The following is a 23,653-nucleotide window of genomic DNA, read 5'->3' on the forward strand; positions in this document are numbered from 1 at the left end:
CTGCCTGGGGCCCGTATGCAAATCGCTTTGCCGGGGTCTGTGAGCAGAGCGGCTTTGCCGGGGTCCGCAACCGGTTCGCACCTGGAAGAGCACCGGTTCCGCACTCAGGGGGGCGCAGATTGGGGTCTCCCCGATCAAGGAGTCGCCCCGATGCGCCTGCGCCGGACCGTTATCGCCACCTTCGCCGCGGCCGCGATCGCCGTGCCCACCCTTGCCACCGCCGCCCTGGCCTCGACCCCCACGCCGGCCACGGCCACCGCCGCGGCCTCTGTCACGGCGGCCAAGTCGAGCGACAAGTCAAGCGACAAGTCGAGCAGCAAGCCGAGTGACAAATCGAGTGGCAAGCCGACCGCGAAGCCGACCAAGACCGCCAAGCGGGCCCTTTTCGCCGCTGCCGGCACGGTGACCTCGGTGGATGCGACGGCCGGGACGATCACTCTGTACGCCAAGGGTGGCACCAAGGACGTCCGCAAGAAGACGATCACGGTGACCGTGGCCGACGACGCGCTGATCAGGGTCAACGGCAAACGGGGCGCGGGGCTGTCCTCGATCGCCGCCGGGTTCCGGATCGACGTGGGCGGTCGCCGGTCGGGCTCGGACTACACCGCGGAGATCATTATCGCCAAGGGTAAGGTCCGCGCCACCCCGTCACCGACAGTGTCGCCTAAGCCTTCACCGACAGTGTCGCCTTCGATCTCGCCCTCGCCGAGCGTGGAGCCGTCGGAGAGCACCGAACCGGGCGACGATGACGACACGTCACCCTCCGCTGAGCCTGGCGACGACTCACAGTAGTTCCGCTTGAGCTATTGATGATCAGAAACGCCGCGTTCACCGCTTCGGTGCGCGGCGTTGCGGTGCCGGGCAGATACTGGCGGGCGTGACTGTGGCCAACGACGGCGTCCCCGCCGACGAGTTCGAGACCGACCTGCTGCGCAACCTCGCCCACCAGCGGGGGACCACCCGCCAGTCGGCGAGCGCCCAGGACATCTACCAGGCGCTCGCGCTCACGGTGCGGGACCGGCTCGTCGATCGTTATGTGAAGACCGCCGCGACGTACTACGAGACGAACCCTCGGTTCGTCTACTACCTGTCCGCGGAGTACATGCTCGGCAAGCAGCTGCCGCAGAACCTGCTCTACTCCGGGCTGCAGAACCAGGCCCGCGACGCCCTCGAGAAGCTGGGTCTCGACCCGGCCGAGCTGGAGGACCTCGACGTCGAGCCCGGCCTCGGCAACGGCGGGCTGGGCCGGCTCGCGGCGTGCATCCTCGACGCGCTCGCCACCGAGGACATCCCGGCGGTCGGCTACGGCATCCGCTACGACCTGGGCATCTTCAAGCAGACGTTCGAGGACGGCGCCCAGGTCGAACGCCCCGACGACTGGACGTTCTACGGCAACCCGTGGGAGTTCGCGGCCCCCGACGACCAGCAGCCGGTCGGCTTCTACGGCAAGGTCGAGGACGGCAAGTGGACGCCGGACGAGATCGTGCTCGGCGAGCCCAGCCACATGCTCGTTCCCGGCTACGGCACGCAGACCGTCAACCTGATCCGGTTGTGGCGGGCCAGGGCCAGCCGCGCGTCGTTCGACCTGTCCCGCTTCGGGGAGGGCCGCTACGGCGAGGCCGTCGACGCGATCGTGCGCTCCGAGAACATCAGCAAGGTGCTCTACCCCGACGACAGCACCGAACTGGGCCGCGAGCTGCGTCTCAAGCAGCAACACTTCCTGGTCACCTGTGCGCTGCGTGACATCGTGCGCCGTTACCGGCTGCGCAACACCGGCTGGGACACGTTCACCGAGAAGGTGACCGTCCAGCTCAACGACACGCATCCGGTCATGGCGATCGCCGAGCTGATGCGCGTGCTGCTCGACGAGGAGGGCCTCGACTGGGACCGGGCCTGGCTGATCGTTCGCGGCACTTTCGCGTACACATGTCACACGCTGTTGCCCGAAGCCCTGGAGACCTGGCCGGTCGCGCTGGTGGAACGGCTCCTGCCCCGGCACATGGAGATCATTTATCTGATCAACTTCCACTTCCTCCAGGAGGTGGAGCAGGCCTACCCCGGCGACCCCGGCAAGCTGCGGGAGTTGTCGATCATTCAGGAAGAGCCCGAGCGACGGGTACGGATGGCACATCTCGCCGTCGTCGGCGCCAAAGCCGTCAACGGCGTCGCCGAACTGCACTCGAAGCTGCTGCGCGAGACCACCCTGCGGCCCTTCGCCGAGCTGTGGCCCGAACGGTTCCACAACGTCACCAACGGCGTGTCCCCGCGGCGCTTCATGCTGATCGCCAACCCGCGGCTCACCGGCCTGATCAGCTCCCGGCTCGGCGACCACGACTGGCTGCGCGACCTCGACCGGCTCAGCGACCTCGAACGCGCCGTCGACGACTCCGCCTTCCGCGACCAGTGGCGCGAGGTCAAACGCGCCAACCGCCGCGACCTCGCCCGGTACGCCCGCGCGGTCACCGGCGTAGCCCTCGACCCCGACGCCATGGCCGACGTCATGATCAAACGGTTCCACGAGTACAAGCGGCAGCTCCTGCGCGTCATGCACGTCATCACCCTGATCCACCGCATCCGCCGCGGTGAGACGGCCGGCCTCGTGCCACGGTCGGTCATCTTCGGCGGCAAGGCAGCCCCCGGCTATTACGCCGCCAAGCGCATCATGCGCCTCGCCAACGCCGTCGCGGACGTCGTCAACGGCGACCCGCAGCTCTCGGCGTACGTCCGGATGGCCTTCCTGCCCAACTACAACGTCTCCGGCGCCGAACTGATCATCCCGGCCGCCGATCTCTCCGAGCAGATCTCCCTCGCCGGCAAGGAAGCCTCCGGCACCAGCAACATGAAGCTCGCCCTCAACGGAGCCCTCACGATCGGCACCCTCGACGGCGCCAACGTGGAGATCCGCGACCGGGTCGGCGCCGGCAACTTCTTCCTTTTCGGCCTCGACGCCGGCCAGGCAGTAGCACTCAAACAGGCCGGCTACCGCCCCCGCAGCTGGTACGAAGCCGACTGGGAACTGCGCGAAACCATCGACTTCATCGCCACCATCGACGACGGCGCCCTGCGTGAGATCGCCGACGACCTGCTCAACCGCGACGAATACCTGACGCTCGCGGACTACCGCGCCTACATCGAATGCCAGGACGAGGTCGCCCACGCGTGGGAGGACCGCGACGCCTGGACCCGGATGTCCATCCTGAACGCCGCCCGCAGCGGCTTCTTCTCCGCCGACCGCACCGTACGTGACTACGGGCGCGAGATCTGGCACACGCCGGCGGTGCCCGAGGTCTGACCCTTCCCGGCCGGGACCTCGTGCGGCGTCCCGGCCGGACCCTCTACTTCGGTGGCGGCGGCTTCAGTGGCGGCGGCTTTGGTGGCTTCGGCAGCGTCGGTGACCTCGGGGCCTTCGTTCCCCGCGGGTGCCCCGGTCCAGCGGACCCCCTTCCAGCCGGCGTCGCCCCGGGCTTGATCACCAGCCGAAGGTGCGCCTGAGGGTCGCCGGCCCGGCGAGCCTTGTCGGCCGCCGCCCTGACGGCGTTGAGCGCGTGCCGGACATGGTCCACCAGCGCCTGCCCGGCGGGCGTCAGGGCGACATGCCTGCTGGACCGTTCCAGCAGAATCACCCCGAGGCGGCTCTCGACACGCCGGATCGCCTTGGACAACGCCGGCTGAGCGATCAGCAGCCGAGCCGCAGCCCGCCCGGAATGCAGCTCCGCCTGACCGACCTCGACGCCCTGAATGCGTCCTTCACCATGCCGGGCGTCTTCGAACTCATCGAGCGCTGGCAGAGCCGCTACCCGTACAAGGCGATCTGGGTGAATCACCAGCCCCTGGGCTGACCAGGTTGCAGGCCCGGGTGAGGTCGCCAATGCCGTTGCGGAGGGCCCGCCCGGCCCCGCGGCGCACAGGTTCCGGCGGGGAGGGGCGAGTCCTTCTTCAGCGATCGACTTCAGCGGCCGAACGAGCGCCCCCAGAGTGCCGGCCATCCCTGACCGAGCCACGACGAAGGGACCAGCAGCCCGTGCACTGCGATCCGCTGCCAGAACTCCTCGGCGACTCCACCCAGCTCCACGGCATCCGGCCACGAACCCTGCCACAACGGATCACGCAGCGACGACGCCGGATAACCCGGCACCGTGACCTGCCGCTGCCCACTGACGGCCGCACTCGCCCCGAGCCCACGTCGTCCGCCGAGGCGAGTGCCCCCACGTGCGTGCGATGGTCCGGTCAACCCGCCGATCCTGGTGCGGACCCGCCCGATCTCGTCCCGCCCGATCTCGTCCCGCTCGTTCGAGTCTCCGACTCCGCCAGGGCGATCGAACTGGTTGAGTCCGCCTACTTCGGACGGCTGGGCTGCCCTGTCTGACCCGGCTGTCTCGGAGGGCTCGGTCGCCCCGTCCGGCCCGGCTGTCTCGGACGGCTGGGCTGCCCTGTCCGGTCCGGCTGTCTCGGACGGCTCGGTCGCCCCGTCCGGCCGACCTATCTCATACGACCGGGCCGCCCCGTCCAGCCGGGCGACACGATCTGGCCCGGCCACGCCGTCTGGCCGAGTGGCACCGTCTGGCCCTGCCATGCCGTCTGGCCTAGCGGCGCCTTCTGGCCCGGCCACGCGGTCTGGCCTGGCCACGCGGTCTGGCCTGGCCACGCGGTCTGGCCTGGCCACGCGGTCTGGACGGGCTGCATCGTCTGGCCGGGGTATTGCGGACGGTCCGGTCGCTGGGATGGGGAGGCCGCCCCAGGACGTTACGGCCAGGGCGGCGGCGCGGAGCAGCGGGCTGTGCGGACGTGCCGTCATCGCGGCGGCCAGGGTCGGGTCGTCGGTGCGGAGGAGGGTGGCGAAGGCGGCTCGGACTCGGAGGGCGACCAGCTCGGCCGTGCGGGCCGGGGCGACGTCGGGTAGCCGGGCGAGTTTGCGGAGTGCCCCGGGCAGGGGTTCGTCGCGGGACAGGGGTGCGAGGCGGGCTCGTACCTCCAGGGGTAGCTCTTCGATGGCGGCAGTGAGGGGGCGCTGCGCCGTGGCCGTCCAGAGCTCCGCTGCCTGTGCTGGGTCCTGGAGGGCTTCGCGGACCCGGTCCGTCAACGCTGCCGGGGTCAGGCGGCGCAGCGCGACCAGGCTCGCGGTGGTGGGCTCGGCCCCGATGAGCACGGCGAGGGCTGGCTCGGGTCGTAGTGGCACCGCGAGGCGTTTGCCCCACTGCTCGGCCAGGCGGTGGGACGGCGGGCTGCGCCGCACGGGCCTGACCGGTGAAGGATCCGCCGAAGGGTCGTCGCGGGCGGGTGGGGTGGTGACCTGGGGTGGGGGCAGGGTGCGCATCCAGGCGCGGACGTGCTCGACGAGGTCCGGGGCGGGGTCGGCGTTGAAGCGGGCCTTCATCTCGTCGAGTTTCCAGCCCTTGCCGGTGGACTGGACGCTGACGTTGGCCCGGATCTCGCCGTCGGGGGCGCGCAGGGCCATCAGCACCATCCGGCCCGCAACTGCCTCGTCCGCGTAGAAGCCGCCGGCGATGCAGTTGCCCATGTACGCCGCCCAGCCCGTCAGGGTGCTGCCGGTGCGGGCGATCTCGATGCGGTCCGAGGTGCCGGGCAGGACGGTCGCGTCGAAGGCTTGGACCTCGGCGGGCACGGTGAACCCCGCGACCAGCGCCTCGGCCGCCTCCTGGCCGGCGAGCAGGGCGGCGCTCAGCTCGGACCAGCTGCGCGGTTTCGCGGGCACGCCGCCGCCGAGCCCGGCGAGTTGGGCGGCGTGAGCGGCGGTGAGCGCGACCGTGCCAGGTTTCTGGGGCGGTGGGGGATATTCGGCTTGGAGCCGGCCGTGGTTGTGGGTGATCTCGGCTGCGGGCCGGCCGCGCAGCTGGGCGATGGCGTCGCCGAGCTCGCCGAGCCAGAACAGGTCGGCGACGACTTCGATGCTCGCCGGCGTGGCGGCGGGGTCGGCGCGCAACCGGTCCGACAGCGACGGCAGGTCTTCCGACCTCGGATGGGGCCAGGTCGCCATGCGGTGTGGCGAGAAATAGCCCGCGGTCGTGCGCCAGCCGGTGAGGCTCGCGGACATCAGGGTGTCCATCGCCGTTTGAGCGTCCGGGTTGACCAGGTGGTCGTCCCAGTCGGAAAGCATGGCATCGGCTGTTCGCCACGCGAAAATGGCATACGTAAGGGCTGTGCGGAGCCTGGCATCGACGGTCTGCAGCTGTTTCGCGGAGAGGCTCTCCTGGCCCGCCCGCTCGGCCAGGTCCCGGACGTAGGAGCCGGGCCGGGCCGGATGTCCGGTCAGACCGGAAACGGGCCGGGCGGCATCAACGGCGGCGCGCCTGCTCAGCAACGCGGCTGCCGCGTCGAGCTCGTGGCGGTGGTGGACGAGTGCGGCCCCGCTGCCCCGGTCGGCGGCGGTAGCGGCGACCCGTGCCAGCACGGTGGCGCCCATGGCGTCGTGCAGAACCCTGGTGAACCGCTCCCGCCAGTAGCTCTGCGGGGGATGCCAGAGCGCGGCCTGGATCAGGGTCACGTTTCGGGGCAGCAGGCGCTCGATGATCGAGTCCTCGTGCTGGGCGTGCCGGGCCCGCAGCTTGGCCATCAGTTCGTGACCGTGCTGCCACTTGCTGAGCCGCTCGACGCGTCGTTGCTCCCGCAGGACGTCGCAGAGGTGCTCCCACAGGCCGGTGATCAGGGTCAGCCGCCGCCGGGGGCTGTAGGACGACAGCACCCGTCCGAGGTGGTCACCGGCCACCGAGGGCAGCCCGTCGGGGAACGGGTCGAGCCCCGCCGGTGCCCTCAGCGCCAGGACCTCGACGAGCTGCTCCGGGCCGAGCAGGTCGCTGACGGCCACCGCGAGCCGCAGAACGGGCCACCGCCCGTCGGCGATCGCCTCCAGGGTGGCCGCGCCGAGAGGCTTCGTGGCGTCGGGGCCGAACAGGGCGATGAGCATGGCCGCCGGTGGCCCCAGCCGGTCCGCGAAGTGGGGCACCGCGAGTGCGGCGAGGACGGCGTCACGGCGGTCCCCCGCGCCCCCGGCGATCCTCGCGGAGCGGAACCCGCCACCCAGATCGGCGGTCGCGTCGGCGGCGACCACTCCTGCGGCTGTGACGAGGGTGCTCAGCTCGGCCACCGCGGCTTTCCGGGCATCGGGCCCGGCCTGCGCGGGACCGACAGCCACCGGGGTGCCCGGCGGGAGATCGGCAGCACGGGTCACGGGGTCGAGTGCCAGGACGCGTTCCCTGGCACCGACCGCCACACCACCCGACACCGTGACCATCACCAGACCATGATGGCCCCGCCGTCCACCGGATTTCATCCTCGAATGCGGCCCTGTGGACAACTCGCGACAACGGTCGGAGGCCCTGTGGACAACGCGGGCCCGGCCGGCGCCGGTCGGTCCATCCTTGGGGCACAGCTGAGGCCCGCAGCCCCGCGACATGCGGGACCACGGGCCTGGCGGGACATGGCTGAGGCCCGCGACCCCGCGATGTGCGGGACCACGGGCCTCGTGGGGTGGTGCTCAGCCCTTGACGCTGCCCGCGAGCAGGCCGCGGACGAAGTAACGCTGGAGGAACAGGAAGATGGTGACCGGGACGATGATGGAGACGAAGGCGCCCGCGGAGAGCAGGTGCCACGCCGTCCCGCGGGTGCCGCTCAGGTTGGCCAGGGCCACCGTGATCGGGGCGACCGCGTCGCCGCCGCCCGCGAAGGTGAGGGCGACCAGGAGGTCGTTCCACACCCAGAGGAACTGGAAGATGCCGAACGCGGCCAGGGCCGGGCGCAGCAGTGGCAGCAGCACCCTGAAGAAGATCGCCACGTGACCCGCGCCGTCGACGCGGGCGGCTTCCAGCAGGGTGGCCGGGATCTCGCGCATGAAGTTGTGCAGGAGATAGATAGCCAGTGGCAGACCGAAGATCGAGTGCGACAGCCAGATCGTCCAGAACGTGTTCGCCAGGCCCGCGTCCACGTAGAGGGTGAGCAGCGGGATCAGCGTGACCTGCAGAGGCACGATCTGCAGGGCGAAGATGACCAGGAACAGCAGGTTGCGGCCGGGGAACTTGATCCAGGCGAAGGCGTACGCCGCGATCGTGGCCAGGGTCAGCGGGATCAGCACCGAGGGGATGGAGATCACGATGGAGTTGATGAAGAACGAGCCCAGCCCGGCTCCCTCTTCGGAGTCGAGCACCGCCTTGTAGTTGTCGAGGGTGACCTGCGGGTCCGAGAAGAACGTCCACCAGCCGGTCGTCTTGATCGCGCGTTCGGGGCGGAACGACGAGACGAGCAGGCCGAACGTCGGCAGGGTCCAGAGGATGGCGATGACGAGCGCGGCGAGCGAGGCCCAGGGGGAGCTGAGCTTCCTCTTCGCGTACGAGGTGGTGGTCTCGTCCTTGACAGCGGCCGGCAGCACCTCGGTGCTCGGCAGGGCGGTGGTCATAGCGCCTCCGAACGCTTGAGCTGCCGGATGTTGTAGACGACGATCGGGATCACCAGGATGAACAGCAGCACCGCGAGCGCGGCGCCGAGACCCTGGTTGTCGCTGCGGAAGCTCTGGCTGTAGAACTCGTTGGCGATCACGCTGGTGTTGAACTGGCCGCCGGTCATCGTACGGACGATGTCGAAGACCTTCAGCGTGCCGATCGCGATGGTGGTCAGCACGACGACCACGGCCGGGCGGATCGCCGGCAGCGTGACGAAGCGGAACATGCCCCAGGGGCCGACACCGTCGAGGCGGGCGGCCTCGATGATGTCCTCCGGGATCGCCTTGATGGCCGCCGACAGCACGGTCATCGCGAAGCCGGCCTGGATCCAGATCAGCACGACGATGAGGAGGAACGTGTTGAGCCAGTCGGTGAGCAGCCACTGCTGCGGGGTGCCGCCCAGCCAGACGACGACCTGGTTGAGCAGGCCGATCTGCTTCACGTTGGCCTGGTCCGGCCGGTACGCGTAGACGAAGCTCCAGATGATGGAGGCGCCCACGAACGAGATGGCCATCGGGAGGAAGACCAGTGCCTTCGCGAGCGACTCGAACTTCGTCTTGTCGACCAGGATGGCGTAGAGCATGCCGATCGCCGTGGCGACGAACGGGGTGAGCACGACCCAGATGACCGTGTTACGCAGCACCGTCAACTGTTCGTTGTCGGTGAAGATCGTCTCGTAGTTGCCGAGGCCGATGAACGCGTCTCCGGCGGCGTTGAAGAACGACTGGTAGATCGTCCGGACGCCCGGGTAGACGAGGCCGACGGCCAGCATGATCAAGGTCGGTGCCAGATAGATGTACGCGGTGAAACGGTCGGCTAGCCGGCCCCGGAACAGCGTGGCGATGAACAGGATGATGCCTACGACCGCGGCGAAGAGCAGGATCGCGGCGATCATCAGCCCGATCTTGCCGGCGTTGGTGTCTGCGGTTAACACGCGACCCATACCTCCTTTGAGGAGAGAGAGGAGAGGGGCCGGTCACCTGTGGCGACCGGCCCCGGGACTTCCTAGCTCACTTGGCGGGCCACGCCTTTTCGACGTTGTCGACCGTGGTCTTGGTGTCCTGTCCGGTGATCCAGTTCGTCATCTGCTTGAAGATGGCGTTGGAGCCGACCGCGGCGGGCATCTGGTCGGAGCCGTCGAAGCGGAACGTCGTGCTCGGGTTCTGCAGCAGGTCGGCGGAGAGCTTGTCGATCGGGTTGCTGACCTTGCTGGTGTCCAGGCCCTTGTTCGCGGAGATCCAGCCCTGCGAGGCCTGCGCCTTGATGTTCGCCCAGGTGTCGGTCGACAGGTACGTCTGGAACGCCTTCACCTCGGGACGGTCGGCGAAGGCGAGGTTGAACTCGCCGCCACCCAGAACCGGCTTGCTGGTGGCGTCCTTGCCCGGCAGGTAGAACGCGAAGACGTCACCGTCCTCGGCGACCTTCGTCTCCTTGGGGAAGTTCGCCGCGTAGAAGCTCGCCTGACGGTGCAGCGAGCAGGTGCCCTCGAGGATCGGCAGGCCGGCCTCCTGGAAGGTGGCGGTGGCGATGCTCTTGACGTCGCCGAGGCCACCGTTCACGTAGGCCGGGTTCTTCAGGTACGCGCCGACGGCGTCGAGCGCCGCGGTGGACTCGGGACCGTTGAAGGGGATCTCGTGGTTGACCCACTTGTCGTAGGTCTCCGGCCCGGAGAGCCGGAGCATGAAGTCCTCCATCCAGTCGGTGAGCGGCCAACCGGTGGCCTCACCGCTGGCGATGCCCGCGCACCACGGCTTCTTCTTGTCCGCGACCATCTTGTCGGTGAGCGTCTTGAGCTCGTCGAGCGTGGTCGGAACGGTGTAGCCGGCGTCCTTGAACTCGCTGGGCGAGTACCAGACCAGCGACTTCACGCTCGCACCCGAGGGGGCGGCGTAGAACTTGCCGTCGACGGTGCCGTAGGCCTTCCAGTCGGCACCCCAGAACTTGTCGACGTTCGCCGAGACCTCAGCCGGGGCCGCCACCGCTTTACCGGTCGCGACGAGCTGCTTGAGCAGACCTGGCTGCGGCACGATCGCGAGGTCCGGCGGGTTGCCGGCCTTCGCGCGGACGAGGATCTGCGTCTCGAAGGACTTGTCACCCTCGTACTTGATCGTGACGCCGGTGCAGTCCTCGAAGGGCTTGTACGAGTCCTTGTAGGCCTTGTCCTCCGGCGTGACGATGCCCGTGTAGACCGAGACCGTCTTGCCCTTGAGGTCGCCGAACGTCTTATATGGCGCGCAGTCGATGGACGCCGCGCTGGCGGTGTCGTCATCCGAGCTGTCGCTGCTGCTGCTGCAGGCGGCTGCCCCGAGTACCAGGCCTACCCCCACGGTGCCCGCGAGCGCGCCCCTGAGGCGCCGACTCTTCGCAAGACCGAACATGCCACTCCCTATGTCACATCACGCCGGGGCGTGACAACGCCGTCACCATCTCCGGTTCCCCTGGCAGTCAGTCAAGAGTGAGGCGAGGTGTTTCGCAATGTTTCCGAATGATCAACCGAGTAACGATTCGGCACCAGAGGGAAGGGCAGGTAAAACAGTTAACAGTATTTATATAAGACTATCGCTGATCGGATGCCATTATCCATGGAAGATCACCGATGCGGTGACGTTGCTGACGTCGCAAGATTTTTCATGGCAGATCCCGTGGGAGCGTGCCCACGACGCCGTTCGGATGTGTGGGGATGACCGTTCCGATGACCGGATCGGGCCGTCCCACCGACCCCTCGCGCCGGTTGGCCGACCCTTTTCCGAGTGGTGAACGATGACTTTGGGCTGCCTTGTAGTGACGTTGCGTCGCTCGCCTGGGTGGGCTGTAGAGGGCGCGGTGGCGTGGAGAGAGCGCTCCGGCGCGCCCGGGACGATGCCCGGCCGGGGGCGTCCGGGCGGGGCGCGACAGGGCCGACCGGCGGCGCACGCGGGGAGCGGATCGTCGGGGCGTGCGGAGTGGAGCGGCGGGGCGTGCGGGGCGGCGTGCGGACCGGTGGGGCGTGCGGGTTGGGCTGACGGCGCGTAAGGGTGACGGTCACGTCGCTTGGCGGCAGCTGCCGGTGGTGGTCAGGGCTTTCAACAGGTCGGCGACGGTGTTGGAGCTGGCGGGGTTGGAGCTGGCGTTGGTGGTGGTGGGAGTGGCGCCGGGGTTGAGGGTGATGTTGCGGCCGCTGACTACCAGGCGGAGGCCGTCAGGGCGGGCTTCGATCGACTGGAATGCGAGTCCGCCGGGTAGTGCGGGCAGGGGGAGGGTGCGGGGCTTGCCTAGTTCGCCGAGCCGTTCGGCGGGGACCCGGAGGCCGAAGGCGCTGATCTCCACTTCGGCGGGCTGCACGGTCAGGTTGCCGTCGGCGAGCGCCAGGTCGGCGTACACGCTGATCGGCATTGTTCGGCCCTGCATCGGGACTTTGGCATTGATCACCAGCCGGCCCGAATTGTCGCCGCTGATCGTGGCATCGGCCAGGGGGTTGGCGCCGGCGGGCAGCCCCGGCAAGGACGAAACGGGGCTGCCGGCGCTTCCGGGATCGGGCTGGGTGGCGCCGCCGAGGAGACCGCCGAGGAGACTGCCGGGACTGCCGGGACTGCCGGGACCGCCGCTTCCGGAGGAGGTGCCGGCCTTGGTCATGAGGGACGACAGTGTGGCGTATCCGATGGTTGCGTCGAGGGAGAGCGCGCGGGCGGTGACCGGGGTGGCCAGCTTCAGGTGTTCGGCCTCGGCTGAGAGGTGGGTGAGGGTGAGCGGGCCGGCCGTGACGTTGTCCGCGCTGATCGTGGCGTGGGTCAGGGTGCGGGTGGCGAGCTGGGTGAGGAACGGGAAGCCGCCCAGGGAGACGTCCGGGGGCGAGTTCAGCCCGGCGGCGCACTGGAGGCGGTCCGCGATCCTGTGTTCGGCGACGGATTGCGAGATGCGGTCGCCGAGCAGGGGCAGGCCGGCGATCGCGGCGGATACCACGGCGAGGATCACGGTGCGTTTTCTGGTCATGGGCACACTTCAGCAAGCGTGGTTGCCGGGCCGGTGCGAGCGGGATGAGAGTTCGTTAGGAGTCGCGGGGGCAGGGTGAACGGGGCAGGGTCAACGGGGCAGGGTGAACCAGACGGTGGATCCTTCGATGCCGGTCGTGCCGCCGTGGCCGCGGATGACTTCCGCGACGATGGCGAGGCCGAGTCCGGTGCCGCCCGAGGACGGCCGGGAGGCGTCCGCACGCCAGAAGCGCTCGAAGGCGTGCGCGGTGGCCGCGTCCCCGAAGCCCGGACCCGCGTCGGTGACCTCGACGCGGAGCTGGTCCGGGTGCAGGGTCACCGACGCCGCGGTGCCGGGTGGCGTGTGGGCGCGTACGTTGCTCAGCAGGTTGGCGAGGACCTGGCGCAGGCCGTCGGGGTCGGCGGTGATCATGCACGCGGCCGGAACAGAAACGGTCAGCGGGCGGTCCGGCTCCACAGCCCGGGCGTCGGCGGCCGCGTCGCGGACCAGGGCGGCCAGATCGACGGGTACGCGATGAGACTGCGGCCCGGCGTCCAGCCGCGCCAGGTACAGCAGGGACGTGACCAGGGTGCCCATCCGGGCGGCCTCGTCCTCGAGGCGCCCCAGGACGTCGGGGCGTTCCCGCAGATCGACCACGCCGGTGCGGACCAGCTGCAGGTAGCCGCGGATGGACGTGACCGGGGTGCGCAGCTCGTGGGACGCGTCGGCGACGAACTCGCGCATCCTCGACTCCGATCGCTCCCGGGCGGCGAGTGCGCGTTCCTGCGCGGAGAGGGCGGACTGGATGCGTGCGAGCATGCCGTTCACCGCCGATGTGAGCATGCCGACCTCGGTGCGCGGGCCGTCGAGCCGGTCGGGGACGCGGCGGTTCAGGTCGCCGTCGGCGAGGGCGGTCGCGGCGTCCGCGATCTCGGTGAGCGGATGGAGGGCCCGGCGCAGCAGGAGACGTGCGGCGAGACAGAGGGCGCCGAGCACGGCGAGGGAGGTGACCACGGCGATCAGAATCAGTCGCCGCACGATGTCGTCGACGGGGGACACGGGCAGCGCGACCAGGGCGAGAACCGGGCCGTCGCGGACCACGACGGCACGGTAGCCGGCGACGGTCTGCGGACCCGTGCGGCTCAGGTCGGCCTGGTCGAGCAGGGGCCGTGCGGGCAGCCGGGACGTGCCTGTCGTGCGGGTGACCTGACCCTGCGCGTTGCGGAACTCGGCCACGAACTCGCTGACGTTGGTCACCTGCTGGACGTCCTGGTCGCGCGCCGCCGGTGCCAGGGCCGCTATGACGGCCCGCTCCCGCAGGGCCGCGGCGGCGGTGACCAGGGTGTTGTCCATCCGATCCGTCAGGTACGCCCGGAGCGCCACCACCGCCGTCACACCGGAGAACGCGAGGGCCGCCGCGGTCAGTGCCACAATCCACAGCAGGATCCGCCGTCGGAGGGTCACAGCAGGATCCGCTGGCGGAGGGTCACGACGGGCTCGAGCGCAGCGCGTACCCGAAGCCCCGGTGGGTGACGATCAAGGGTGGGCCGGACCGGTCGAGCTTGCGCCGCAGATAGCCGACGTAGGTGTCGACGACGTTGGAGCCGGCCTCGGTCTCGTATTCCCAGACCGCGGCGAGGATCTGACCCCGGGACAGCACGCGGCCCGGGTTCTGCAGGAAGTAGCGGAGCAGTTTCAGCTCGGTGGGGGAGAGCTGCACCTGCTCACCGCCTCGACGGACGTCGAGGGTTTCCTGATCGAGTTCGACGTCCGCGTACCGAAGAAGCGGGGTGCTGTGGCCGCCGGTGCGTCGCAGCACCGCGCGGACCCGGGCGAGGAGGACCTCGATGTCGAACGGCTTGGTGATCCAGTCGTCACCGCCGTACGCGAGGCCCTGCACGAGATCGTCACGGGCGTCCCGGGCGGTCAGGAAGACGACACCGGCCCCGGAACCGCCGGCGCGCAGCCGCCTGCACACGTCGACACCGTCGCCGTCGGGCAGCATCACGTCGAGCAGCACCAGGTCCGGGTCGCGCTCGGTGGCCTTCTCGACCGCCTGGGCGGCGGTGGCAGCCGTGTCCACCGCGAACCCGTGGAAGGTCAGCACGGTGGCGAGCATGTCCACGATGTTGGGCTGGTCGTCGACGACGAGGATGCGCGCGCTGGTCATGATGCCGCCATGACAGCACACCCCGATGAGAACTCCATGAGAACCGACGGGACCTTTGGCCCTTGGGGCCGGGCGGCGGTGATCGCAAGGATCGGGGGGTAGCCGTGGAGAGGAACCACCCGTGGACGCGCTCGACCTTGCCCGATGGCAGTTCGGCATCACCACCGTTTACCACTACATTTTCGTGCCGATCACCATCGGGATGTCCGCGCTCGTAGCCGGTTTGCAGACCGCGTGGGTGCGGACGGGTAAGGAGCATTACCTGCGGGCCACGAAGTTCTGGGGGAAATTGTTCCTCATCAACTTCGCGATCGGGGTGGTCACCGGTCTGGTGCAGGAGTTCCAGTTCGGGATGAACTGGAGTGACTATTCGCGGTTCGTCGGCGACATCTTCGGGGCCCCGCTCGCGATCGAGGGTCTGCTCGCGTTCTTCCTCGAGTCGACGTTCCTCGGACTGTGGATCTTCGGCTGGGACCGGCTGCCGAAAAAGCTGCACCTGGCGACGATCTGGCTGGCCTCGATCGGCACGCTGCTGTCCGCGTATTTCATTCTCGCCGCGAATTCCTGGATGCAGCACCCCGTCGGTTACGAGGTGAATCCCGGGACCGGCCGCGCGGAACTGCACAGCATCGGGGCGTTGCTGACGAACTCGACGACGCTGGTGACGTTCCCGCACACCATCACCGCGTGTTTCCTGACCGCGGGTGCCGTCCTGCTCGCCGTCAGCGCCTGGCATCTGCGCGGGAAGAACCAGGAGGACGTGTTCCGGCCGGGGCTGAAGCTCGGTGCCTGGGTGGTGCTGATCGCGGGGATCGGCGTGCTGATCACCGGTGACCTGCAGGCCCGCGTGATGACCGAGCAGCAGCCGATGAAGATGGCCGCCGCCGAGGCGCTCTACGAAACCTCCCAGCCGGCCAGCTTCTCGATCTTCACGATCGGGTCCCTGGACGGGCACGAAGAGGTGGCGAGCGTGCGGATCCCGTCACTGCTGTCGTTCATGGCGACGGGAAGCCCGAATGGCGAGGTCGAGGGAATCAACAACATTCAGCAGGAGTACGCGCAGAAGTACGGCGAGGGCGACTACACGCCGTACGTTCCGGTCACGTACTGGTCCTTCCGCCTCATGATCGGGTTCGGCGGGCTCGCCATGCTGATCGCGCTCGTGACGTTGTGGGCGGTGCGCGGTGGGCGTACCCCGCGGTCCCGGATCCTCTGGATCTCGGCCATCGCGACGGTGGTGATGCCGTTGCTGGGCAATTCCTTCGGCTGGATCTTCACCGAGATTGGCCGGCAGCCCTGGACCGTTTTCGGGCTGTTCCGCACCAGCGACAGCGTGTCGCCCTCGGTCTCGACAGCGGAGGTCGCGACGTCGCTGATCGTGCTGACCCTGCTCTACGGCGTCCTCGCGGTCATCGAGGTCGGCCTGTTCCTCAAATACGCCCGAGCGGGTGCGCCGGAAATCCACCAGGAATCCGACGATGCCGACCGCCCCCTCGCCTTCGCCTACTGAGAGCTTGATATGGAACTCACGACTGTCTGGTTCGGACTGATCGCCGTGCTGTGGGCCGGCTATTTCCTCCTCGAGGGCTTCGATTTCGGCGTCGGCATCCTGCTGCCGGTCCTCGGGCGCGACGACCGCGAACGGCGGCTGCTGATCAACACCATCGGCCCGGTGTGGGACGGCAACGAGGTCTGGCTGATCGTGGCCGGTGGGGCCACGTTCGCCGCGTTCCCCGAGTGGTACGCGACGCTGTTCTCCGGCTTCTACCTGCCGCTGCTGCTCATTCTCGTCGCCCTGATCATCCGGGGCGTCGCCTTCGAGTACCGCGGCAAGCGTGGCGACCTGAGATGGAAACGCGGCTGGGACGCGGCGATCGTGGCCGGCAGCGTCGTTCCCGCGATTCTCTGGGGCGTGGCGTTCGGCAACATCGTGCGCGGGGTGCGGCTGGACGCCTCGCACGAGTACGTGGGCGGGTTCTTCGAGCTGCTCAATCCGTACGCGTTGCTGGGCGGGCTGACCACTCTCGGACTGTTCGTGCTGCACGGCGCCGTCTTCCTCGCCCTGAAGACGGACGGCCCGATGCGCGAACGCGCCGGATCGCTCGCCGCGCGCCTGGCTGTGCCGGTGATTGTCGTCGCTGCCGGTTTCCTGCTCTGGACGGTGCTCGCCCACCCCTCGCTCAGCGGTGCGATCCTCGCCCTTGCTGCCGCGGTCGCGCTCGTCGCGGGTGCACTGACCATCCGGGTACGCCGTGAAGGCTGGGCGTTCGTGGCGACGGCGCTCACCATCGTGCTGGCGGTGGCCGCGCTGTTCGTGACGCTGTTCCCGGACGTCATGCCGTCGTCGATCTCCACGGCGAACAGTCTCACCACGGCGAACGCGGCGTCCACCCCGTACACGCTGCGGGTCATGACGTGGGTGGCGGTGGTGTTCACGCCGCTCGTGCTCGCGTACCAGGGGTGGACCTACTGGGTGTTCCGCAAGCGCCTGACCGTCGAACGGATCCCGGTATGAGACCGCTCGACCCGCGCCTGCTCCGGTACGCCCGCACCACCCGGGTCTACCTGGCCGTCACCGTCGCCCTCGGGGTGGCGCTCGCGGCGCTCATCGTGGCGCAGGCGACCCTGCTCGCGAACGGCATCACCGCGGTGTTCCTGCACGGCGCGGGCGTGGACGAGCTGATGCCGACGCTGGTCTGGCTGGGCGTGGTGGTCGCCGGGCGGGGATTCGTGGCCTGGGCCCAGGAGGTGGCGGCCGCGCACTCCGCCGCCGGGGTGAAGTCCGCCCTGCGCCGCCAGGTCCTGGCCCGCCTCGCGGCGCTCGGGCCGTCCCACGCCGCACCGACCGGTCAGGTGACCGTGCTCGTGACGCGCGGGCTGGACGCGCTCGACGCGTACTTCGCGCGCTACCTGCCGCACCTGGTGCTCGCCGTCCTCGTGCCCGTGATCGTCGTTGTCCGGCTGGCGCCGGCCGACCTGACGGCGACCGTGACGATCGCGCTCACCCTGCCGCTGATCCCGGTCTTCATGGCCCTGGTCGGGCTGCACACCGAGGCGGCCAACCAGCGCCAGTTCCGGCTGCTGAGCCGCCTGTCGCACCACTTCCTGGACGTGGTCGCCGGATTGCCGACCCTGAAACTGTTCGGCCGGGCCCGCGCGCAGGCCGGCACGATCCGCCGGATCAGCGACGAGCAACGAACGCTCACCCTGCGGACGCTCCGCACGGCGTTCCTGTCGTCGCTGGTGCTCGAGTTGCTCGCGACCCTGTCCGTCGCGCTGGTCGCGGTCGGCATCGGGCTGCGCCTGGTCAGCGGCCACCTGGACCTCGCGACGGCGCTGCTCGTCCTGATCCTCGCGCCGGAGGCCTACCAGCCGTTGCGGCAGGTCGGCGCGAACTACCACGCCAGCGCCGAGGGGCTGGCCGCGGCGTCGGAGGCCTTCGCGATCCTCGGGACGCCCGTGCCCGTGCGCGGAACGGGCACGCTGCCCGGTCCGCCGGTGGGGCCATCGCCTTCGAGGAGGTGGTCGTGCGCTTCCCCGGCCGGGACTCGCCGGCGTTGCGGCTCGACGCGGTCATCCGGCCGGGCGAGGTGGTCGCGCTGACCGGGCCGAGCGGCTCCGGGAAGTCGACCGCGCTCCACGTCCTGCTCGGCTTCGCCACTCCCGCCTCGGGACGCGTCACCATCGGCGGGATCCCGCTGGCCGACCTGGATCCCGAGGCCTGGCGTGCCCGGCTGGCGTGGGTGCCGCAACGGCCGTACCTGTTCGCCACGACCATCCGGGACAACATCACGCTCGGAGCACCGGGCGACCCGTCCGCGGCGGCGATCCTCGCCGGCACCGAGGACCTCGAACTGCGCCTCGGCGACGAAGGAACGGGACTGTCCGCGGGGCAGCGTCAGCGGGTGGCCGTGGCGAGGGCGTTCTTCCGGGATGCTCCGATCGTGCTGCTCGACGAGCCGACCGCGAACCTCGACGCTGTCACGGCCGGCGCGGTGATGGGGGCGATCCGGCGGCTGGGGTCCGGGCGTACGGTCATCATGGCCGCGCACCGGCCGGAGCTGATCGCCCTCGCCGACCGGGAGATCTCCCTCAGCGGGGTGGCGGTATGAACGTTCTCGCTCTGCTGCGGCCCGCCGGGGGCCGTCTGCTGCTGGCCGCGCTCGCGGGTGCCGGTGCTGCCGGTGCCGCGGTCGGGCTGCTCGCCACGTCCGCCTGGCTGATCTCCCGCGCCGCGCAGCACCCACCGGTGCTGCACCTGATGGTCGCCATCGTCGCGGTCCGCGCGTTCGGGCTCGGCCGGGGCGTGCTGCGCTACCTGGAACGGCTGATCGGTCATGACGCGGCGTTCCGCATCCTCGGATCCCTGCGCGTGCGCCTCTACACCCGCCTCGAACGCCTGGCCCCCGCCGGCCTGGCCGACTTCCGCCGCGCCGACCTGGTCCAGCGTCTGGTGACCGATGTGGACGCGGTTCTCGACCTGGTGACGCGGGTTCTGCTGCCGTACGCGGTGGCGTCGCTGGTCGGCGTCGGCTCCGTCGCGCTCGTGGGGACACTGCTGCCGGTCGCGGGCGTCACGCTCGGTGTCACGCTGGTGCTCGTCGGCGTGATCGTTCCCGTCCTGCAGTCCCGGACCGTGCGGCGAGCGGACGGGCGGCTGGCACCCCTGCGCGGCGAACTGGCGACGGCGTCGGTGGACCTGCTGCACGGATTGAGTGATCTGACGGCGTACGGTGCGGTGGACCGGCACCTCGCCCACCTCGACGAGGTGGACGGACGGCTGCGGTCGGCGGGGGAGCGGTCGGCGTTCGCCACGGGTGTCTCGGCGGCGGTGACCGCGTTGAGCACGGGCCTGTGCGTTTTCGCGGGTCTTGCCGCCGGTGCGGTGGCGGTTCGGGCGGGGACGCTCTCCGGGGAGCTGCTCGCGGTGGTCGTCCTGACGCCGCTGGCGGTTTTTGAGGTCGCCGGGACCCTGCCGGCAGCTGCTCAGCATCTGGCGGGGGCGCGTGCGGCTCTGCGGCGGCTCGGCGAGATCTTCGCTGCTCCCGACCCGGTCGCCGAGGTGCCCGGCCCCGTGCCGGTCCCTGGTGCGCCATCGGGGCCGGTGACGCTGCGGCTTGACCGGGTGACCGCGGGATGGGTGCCGGGGCGTACCGCGATCAGGGATTTCTCGCTGACCCTGGAGGCGGGGAGCCGCACCACGCTGGCCGGGCCGAGCGGGTCGGGGAAGTCGACCGTGGCGGCGCTGCTGGTGCGGTTCCTGGACCCGCGGGCGGGCAGTGTGACGCTGAACGGGGCTGACCTGCGCACCCTCGACCCGGCTGACGTCCGGCGGCTGGTGACCTACCTCCCGGAGGACGCCTACCTGTTCGACACGACCATCGCCGAGAACCTGCGCATCGGCCGTCGCGACGCGGGCCTTGCCGACCTGCGTGCCGTCCTGGCGGAAGCGCGGTTGCTCGACTGGGCCGAGTCGCTGCCGGACGGTCTGGAAACGCTCGTCGGCGAGCACGGCGCGCAACTCTCCGGCGGGCAGCGGCGCCGGCTCGCTCTCGCCCGGGCGCTGCTCACCGACGCGCGGGTGCTCATCCTCGACGAGCCGACGGAACACCTCGACGACGAGACCGCGCGGGCGCTCACCCGGGACCTGCTCCTCGCCGCCGGGGACCGCACGGTCCTGCTCATCACCCATCGGAGCGACGTCGTGCCCGGCGTGGACCAGGTCGTGACGCTCGGCCGGGCGGGCAAATCGGTAGCGGCGCCGGCGGGACGGTCATAGGGTCGTCGGTGATCGCACCTCCGCTCATCAGTGCGGTCACCGTTCGGTAGTTCGTTATCGGGAGGCGACATGCGAGGCATCGGAACGTTCCGGATCATTCGTCCGTTCCGACCTCGCGAGGTTCTTCTTGACCCGTCCCACACTCAATCTCGGCATCCTGGCGCATGTCGACGCCGGTAAGACCAGTCTCACCGAGCGACTGCTGTTCGACCACGGCGTGATCGCGGCTCTCGGCAGCGTCGACGGGGGCGATACGCGTACCGACAGCGGTGAACTCGAACGTGAGCGGGGGATCACCATCCGCTCGGCGGTCGCCTCGTTCACCCGGGCGGGCGTGCAGGTGAATCTGATCGACACTCCCGGGCACCCGGACTTCATCGCCGAGGTGGAACGCGCGCTGACCGTGCTCGACGCGGCGGTTCTGGTGCTGTCCGCGGTGGAGGGTGTGCAGGCTCAGACCAGGGTGCTGTTCCGCTCGCTGCGCCGGCTCGGCGTGCCGGTCGTGTTGTTCATCAACAAGATCGATCGGCCTGGCGCCCGGCCGGAAGAGATCATCCCTGAGGTACGCGCGAAGCTTGGCGCTGATGTGTTCGCCATGAACGACCCGGCGGCGGACGAGTTGCGGTCGCTCATCACCGAGCAGACGGTGGCCGGGAGCCTGCATCCCGCGTACTTCGGCTCGGCGATCACCGGCGCCGGCGTGCAGGACCTGGCGAACGGCCTGATCACCGTCCTCGGCCCCCTCGCCGCGGCGAACCGGCCGGCGCCGCGGGCTGCGGCGGCCGAGGGGGCGGCCAGTGGGCTGGTGTTCGCCGTTGAGCGGCGGAACGGGGCGGAGAAGGTCGCGTATCTGCGGCTGTTCGGCGGGGAGGTCCGGGAGCGGCAGCGGGTCCGGTTGCGGCGGGGGGACGAGGTGGTCAGGGGGCGGGTCACCAGGATCGAGGTGGTCGGTGCGGACGGCCGGGTGCTGAGGGCCGGCAGTATCGGCCGGGTCCGGGGGCTTTCCGGGGTACGGGTGGGCGACCGGCTCGGGGAGCGGGGCGGTGACCCCGCGCCGGTGTTCTCCCCACCGGGGCTGGAAGCCGTGGTGCGGCCCGCGTGCCCCGGCGACGAGGCTCGGTTGCACGCTGCGCTCCTGCGGCTCGCTGATGAGGATCCGCTCATCCGGACGCGGGTGTCCGCGGATGGCGGGTCCTCCGTGCTGCTGTACGGGGCCGTGCAGCGGGAGGTGCTTGCCGAACGGCTGGTGCGGGAGTTCGGTGTCGAGGCGGTCTTCGGGCGGATCCAGCCGGTCTGCTTCGAGCGGCTGTGCGGGAGCGGGACGGCGATGGTCGAGTTCGACAAGCGCGGGGGCAGTGACTTCTGGGCGACGGTCGGGCTTCGGGTCGCTGCGGGGCGGGCCGGGGCGGGGACGGTGTACCGGCGGGAGGACGAGTGGGGTGCGCTGCCCCGGGCGTTCCACGTCGCCGTCGAGGAGTCCGTCCGGAAGACCCTGGAGCAGGGGCTCTTCGGCTGGGAGGTGCTCGACTGCGAGGTCACCGTCGTGCGTACGGGATGGAAGTCGCCCAGTTCGACCGCCGCGGACTTCCGGGGTCTCACGCCCGTGGTGCTGCTGCGGGCGTTGCAGGAGGCCGGGACCCGGGTGCACGAGCCCTGCCAGGCCTTCGAGGTGGAGGTTCCCGGGGACACGCTCAGTGCGGTGCTCGGCGCGCTCGCGGGGCTCGGGGCCGCCGTCTCCGGCACCGCCGGACGCGGTGAGTCCTGGGCGGTCACCGGTGAGGTTCCGTCCCGGTCGGCGCAGGACCTGACCCGGGCGCTTCCGGGCCTGACCCATGGTGAGGGTGCCCTCTGGATGCGGCCGGGCGGTGACCGTCCGGTGAGCGGGCCGCCGCCCGTGCGGGCCCGCCTCGACGGCGATCCGCTCGACCGTGAGCGATACCTGCGCCACCTGAACAGCCGGATGCTCGCCTGAGAGCACCGGGGCCCGGCAGACCCTGCGGGGTGCGGCGGAGAGCAAGCCGCGCCCCGGCGGTAACCCTGCCGGGGCGCGGCGTCAGTCAGACAGTGGTCAGCGGGATTCGCGGTCGCGGTAGGTCCAGGAGCCGCCGCCGAGGGCCGACGAGCGTGACCCGGGCGGGTTTCCGCCGGATGCGGCCGGCCCAGATTCGGACGGCCGGGATGCGGACAGACCGGATGCGGGCGGCAGGGAGCCGGGCCGCGGGCCGGCGGGTGCGGGAGCGGCAGGCGTTCCCTGGCGGCGCGAGGCGAGGTACTCCGCGGCGGCGCGGTCCTCGTCCGTCGGCGCTGCCATCAGGGCGTACAGGAGGCCGAGGACGCCGAACAGCACCGTGAGGCCGATCGGGATCAGCAGTGATGTGCCGGAAGCGCCGGTCGGGCTGGTTGCGGTGGATGTGGTGTGTACGGACATCGCGGACATGCCCGTGAAGTGCATGCCGTTGACCGCCACGCCCATGATGAGGGCCGCGCCGAAGATGGCGGCGGGGCGCTGGACGTTGGCGGCGAGCCAGAGGGCCGCTGTGGCGGCGAAGACGGCGATGGCGATCGAGGCGGCGACCTTGCCGGTGCCGTACGAGATGGCGCCGTTGAGGTGCATGGCGTACATGCCCATGTAGTGCATGGCGGCCACGCCGAGGCCGGCCAGGACGCCGCCGATGGCGATGCGGGCCGGGCCGGGACGGGTGGCCGTGGTGCCGCCGAAGACGACGAGCATGCCGAGGCCGACCGCCGCGATGGCCAGGATGGCGCTGGCGGCGGTGAGGGCCACGTCGTAGCGGATGGTGGTGCCGACGACGCCGAAGCCGAGCATGGCGACGAAGTGCATGGTCCAGATGCCGGTGCCGCCGATGGCGATGGCCGAGAGCGCGAGCCACCACGTGCGGGCGCCGGTGCCCGTGGCGGAGCGCAGGCGGACCGCGCAGACCAGGCCCAGCATCGAGCCGAGCACGGACAGCGCGTAGCTGATGGCCGGGGTCACCCAGCCGTGCTGGAAGTGGTGAATTTCCATTTGTTTGTACCCCCCAGGTATATCCCCGGGGCGCATCTTGCCTGGTGAAAGCGAATTTGGCGGGGCCAGGCGGCGGTTCCGGGGCAAGATCGGGCTGTTAGGGGGACGTCCGACCGGCTGACCAGCCGACCCTCGCGGGCATCCGGTGGGTGCGGCCGATACGACCGTCTTCGGGTAGTCTTAGTCGCCAGGCCGAGGGGCGCTGCGACGGGGTGACCCGCCACGCTCGGACTGGATTCACCGACCAAGGGCGCCTCCGAGATCCTTGCGGAGGTGGTCAC

The 23,653-nt window shown here is 70.2% G+C and carries 17 protein-coding genes and 1 riboswitch; of the genes, 8 read left to right on the top strand and 9 right to left on the bottom strand.

Annotation, left to right across the window (positions count from 1 at the left end; translation table 11 throughout):
* Positions 1–150 precede the first annotated feature (150 nt).
* On the top strand, positions 151–792 hold the full coding sequence (locus Ahu01nite_RS08160; protein WP_203835815.1) for a hypothetical protein: 642 nt from the start codon (positions 151–153) through the stop codon (positions 790–792).
* 85 nt (positions 793–877) lie between these two features.
* Entirely contained in the window at positions 878–3,292 is a 2,415-nt protein-coding gene (locus tag Ahu01nite_RS08165; RefSeq protein ID WP_239158710.1) for a glycogen/starch/alpha-glucan phosphorylase, read from the top strand.
* A 43-nt stretch (positions 3,293–3,335) separates the two neighbouring features.
* Here Ahu01nite_RS08165 and Ahu01nite_RS08170 read toward each other — a convergent pair whose 3' ends face one another.
* The 8 genes from Ahu01nite_RS08170 to Ahu01nite_RS08205 all read right to left on the bottom strand — a co-directional run bounded on the left by Ahu01nite_RS08170 (position 3,336) and on the right by Ahu01nite_RS08205 (position 14,568).
* The gene (locus Ahu01nite_RS08170; protein WP_203835816.1) at positions 3,336–3,986 is read right to left on the bottom strand and encodes a LysR family transcriptional regulator; all 651 of its coding nucleotides are present in this window, start codon (positions 3,984–3,986) and stop codon (positions 3,336–3,338) included.
* Positions 3,950–7,252 (bottom strand): hypothetical protein, encoded by a 3,303-nt coding sequence (locus Ahu01nite_RS08175; RefSeq protein WP_203835817.1) that lies wholly within the window; start codon positions 7,250–7,252, stop codon positions 3,950–3,952. The genes Ahu01nite_RS08170 and Ahu01nite_RS08175 overlap by 37 nt, the downstream gene beginning before the upstream one ends.
* 240 nt (positions 7,253–7,492) lie before the next feature.
* The gene (locus tag Ahu01nite_RS08180; protein WP_203835818.1) at positions 7,493–8,407 is read right to left on the bottom strand and encodes a carbohydrate ABC transporter permease; all 915 of its coding nucleotides are present in this window, start codon (positions 8,405–8,407) and stop codon (positions 7,493–7,495) included.
* On the bottom strand, positions 8,404–9,345 hold the full coding sequence (locus Ahu01nite_RS08185; RefSeq protein WP_239158717.1) for a carbohydrate ABC transporter permease: 942 nt from the start codon (positions 9,343–9,345) through the stop codon (positions 8,404–8,406). The genes Ahu01nite_RS08180 and Ahu01nite_RS08185 overlap by 4 nt, the downstream gene beginning before the upstream one ends.
* A gap of 115 nt (positions 9,346–9,460) precedes the next feature.
* The gene (locus tag Ahu01nite_RS08190; RefSeq protein WP_203835820.1) at positions 9,461–10,828 is read right to left on the bottom strand and encodes an ABC transporter substrate-binding protein; all 1,368 of its coding nucleotides are present in this window, start codon (positions 10,826–10,828) and stop codon (positions 9,461–9,463) included.
* 643 nt (positions 10,829–11,471) lie between these two features.
* A complete protein-coding gene (locus Ahu01nite_RS08195; protein WP_203835821.1) occupies positions 11,472–12,419 on the bottom strand; it encodes an LmeA family phospholipid-binding protein in 948 nt (315 codons plus the stop codon).
* A 90-nt stretch (positions 12,420–12,509) separates the two neighbouring features.
* Positions 12,510–13,862 (bottom strand): sensor histidine kinase, encoded by a 1,353-nt coding sequence (locus tag Ahu01nite_RS08200; protein ID WP_203835822.1) that lies wholly within the window; start codon positions 13,860–13,862, stop codon positions 12,510–12,512.
* 22 nt (positions 13,863–13,884) lie between these two features.
* Complete coding sequence (locus Ahu01nite_RS08205) at positions 13,885–14,568, bottom strand: response regulator transcription factor (RefSeq protein WP_203835823.1); 684 nt, start codon at positions 14,566–14,568, stop codon at positions 13,885–13,887.
* Positions 14,569–14,689: 121 nt separating this feature from the next.
* On the opposite strand from Ahu01nite_RS08205, the gene Ahu01nite_RS08210 reads away from it, so the two are divergent.
* From Ahu01nite_RS08210 to Ahu01nite_RS08230, 6 genes are all read left to right on the top strand, one after another.
* Positions 14,690–16,078: a cytochrome ubiquinol oxidase subunit I gene (locus tag Ahu01nite_RS08210; RefSeq protein ID WP_203835824.1), complete on the top strand. Its 1,389-nt coding sequence runs from the start codon at positions 14,690–14,692 to the stop codon at positions 16,076–16,078.
* A 9-nt stretch (positions 16,079–16,087) separates the two neighbouring features.
* A complete protein-coding gene (gene cydB / locus Ahu01nite_RS08215; RefSeq protein WP_203835825.1) occupies positions 16,088–17,083 on the top strand; it encodes a cytochrome d ubiquinol oxidase subunit II in 996 nt (331 codons plus the stop codon).
* Positions 17,080–18,171, top strand: coding sequence for an ABC transporter transmembrane domain-containing protein (locus Ahu01nite_RS08220; RefSeq protein ID WP_239158711.1), 1,092 nt, complete (start codon positions 17,080–17,082; stop codon positions 18,169–18,171). The genes cydB and Ahu01nite_RS08220 overlap by 4 nt, the downstream gene beginning before the upstream one ends.
* Complete coding sequence (locus Ahu01nite_RS50260) at positions 18,096–18,680, top strand: ATP-binding cassette domain-containing protein (RefSeq protein WP_239158712.1); 585 nt, start codon at positions 18,096–18,098, stop codon at positions 18,678–18,680. Before Ahu01nite_RS08220 ends, Ahu01nite_RS50260 begins: the two co-directional genes overlap by 76 nt.
* Positions 18,677–20,347 carry a thiol reductant ABC exporter subunit CydC gene (cydC, locus tag Ahu01nite_RS08225; RefSeq protein WP_203835826.1) on the top strand — a complete coding sequence of 557 codons (1,671 nt, stop codon included), beginning with the start codon at positions 18,677–18,679 and terminating at the stop codon, positions 20,345–20,347. The genes Ahu01nite_RS50260 and cydC overlap by 4 nt, the downstream gene beginning before the upstream one ends.
* Positions 20,348–20,474: 127 nt before the next feature.
* Positions 20,475–22,319 (top strand): elongation factor G, encoded by a 1,845-nt coding sequence (locus Ahu01nite_RS08230; protein WP_203835827.1) that lies wholly within the window; start codon positions 20,475–20,477, stop codon positions 22,317–22,319.
* 96 nt (positions 22,320–22,415) lie between these two features.
* On the opposite strand, the gene Ahu01nite_RS08235 is transcribed toward Ahu01nite_RS08230, so the two are convergent.
* Positions 22,416–23,372 (bottom strand): MHYT domain-containing protein, encoded by a 957-nt coding sequence (locus tag Ahu01nite_RS08235; protein WP_203835828.1) that lies wholly within the window; start codon positions 23,370–23,372, stop codon positions 22,416–22,418.
* A gap of 188 nt (positions 23,373–23,560) precedes the next feature.
* A riboswitch (S-adenosyl-L-homocysteine riboswitch) is annotated at positions 23,561–23,635 on the top strand.
* The last annotated feature ends 18 nt before the right edge of the window (positions 23,636–23,653 follow it).

It is taken from the genome of Winogradskya humida, assembly GCF_016862215.1.
GTDB lineage: Bacteria > Actinomycetota > Actinomycetes > Mycobacteriales > Micromonosporaceae > Actinoplanes > Actinoplanes humidus.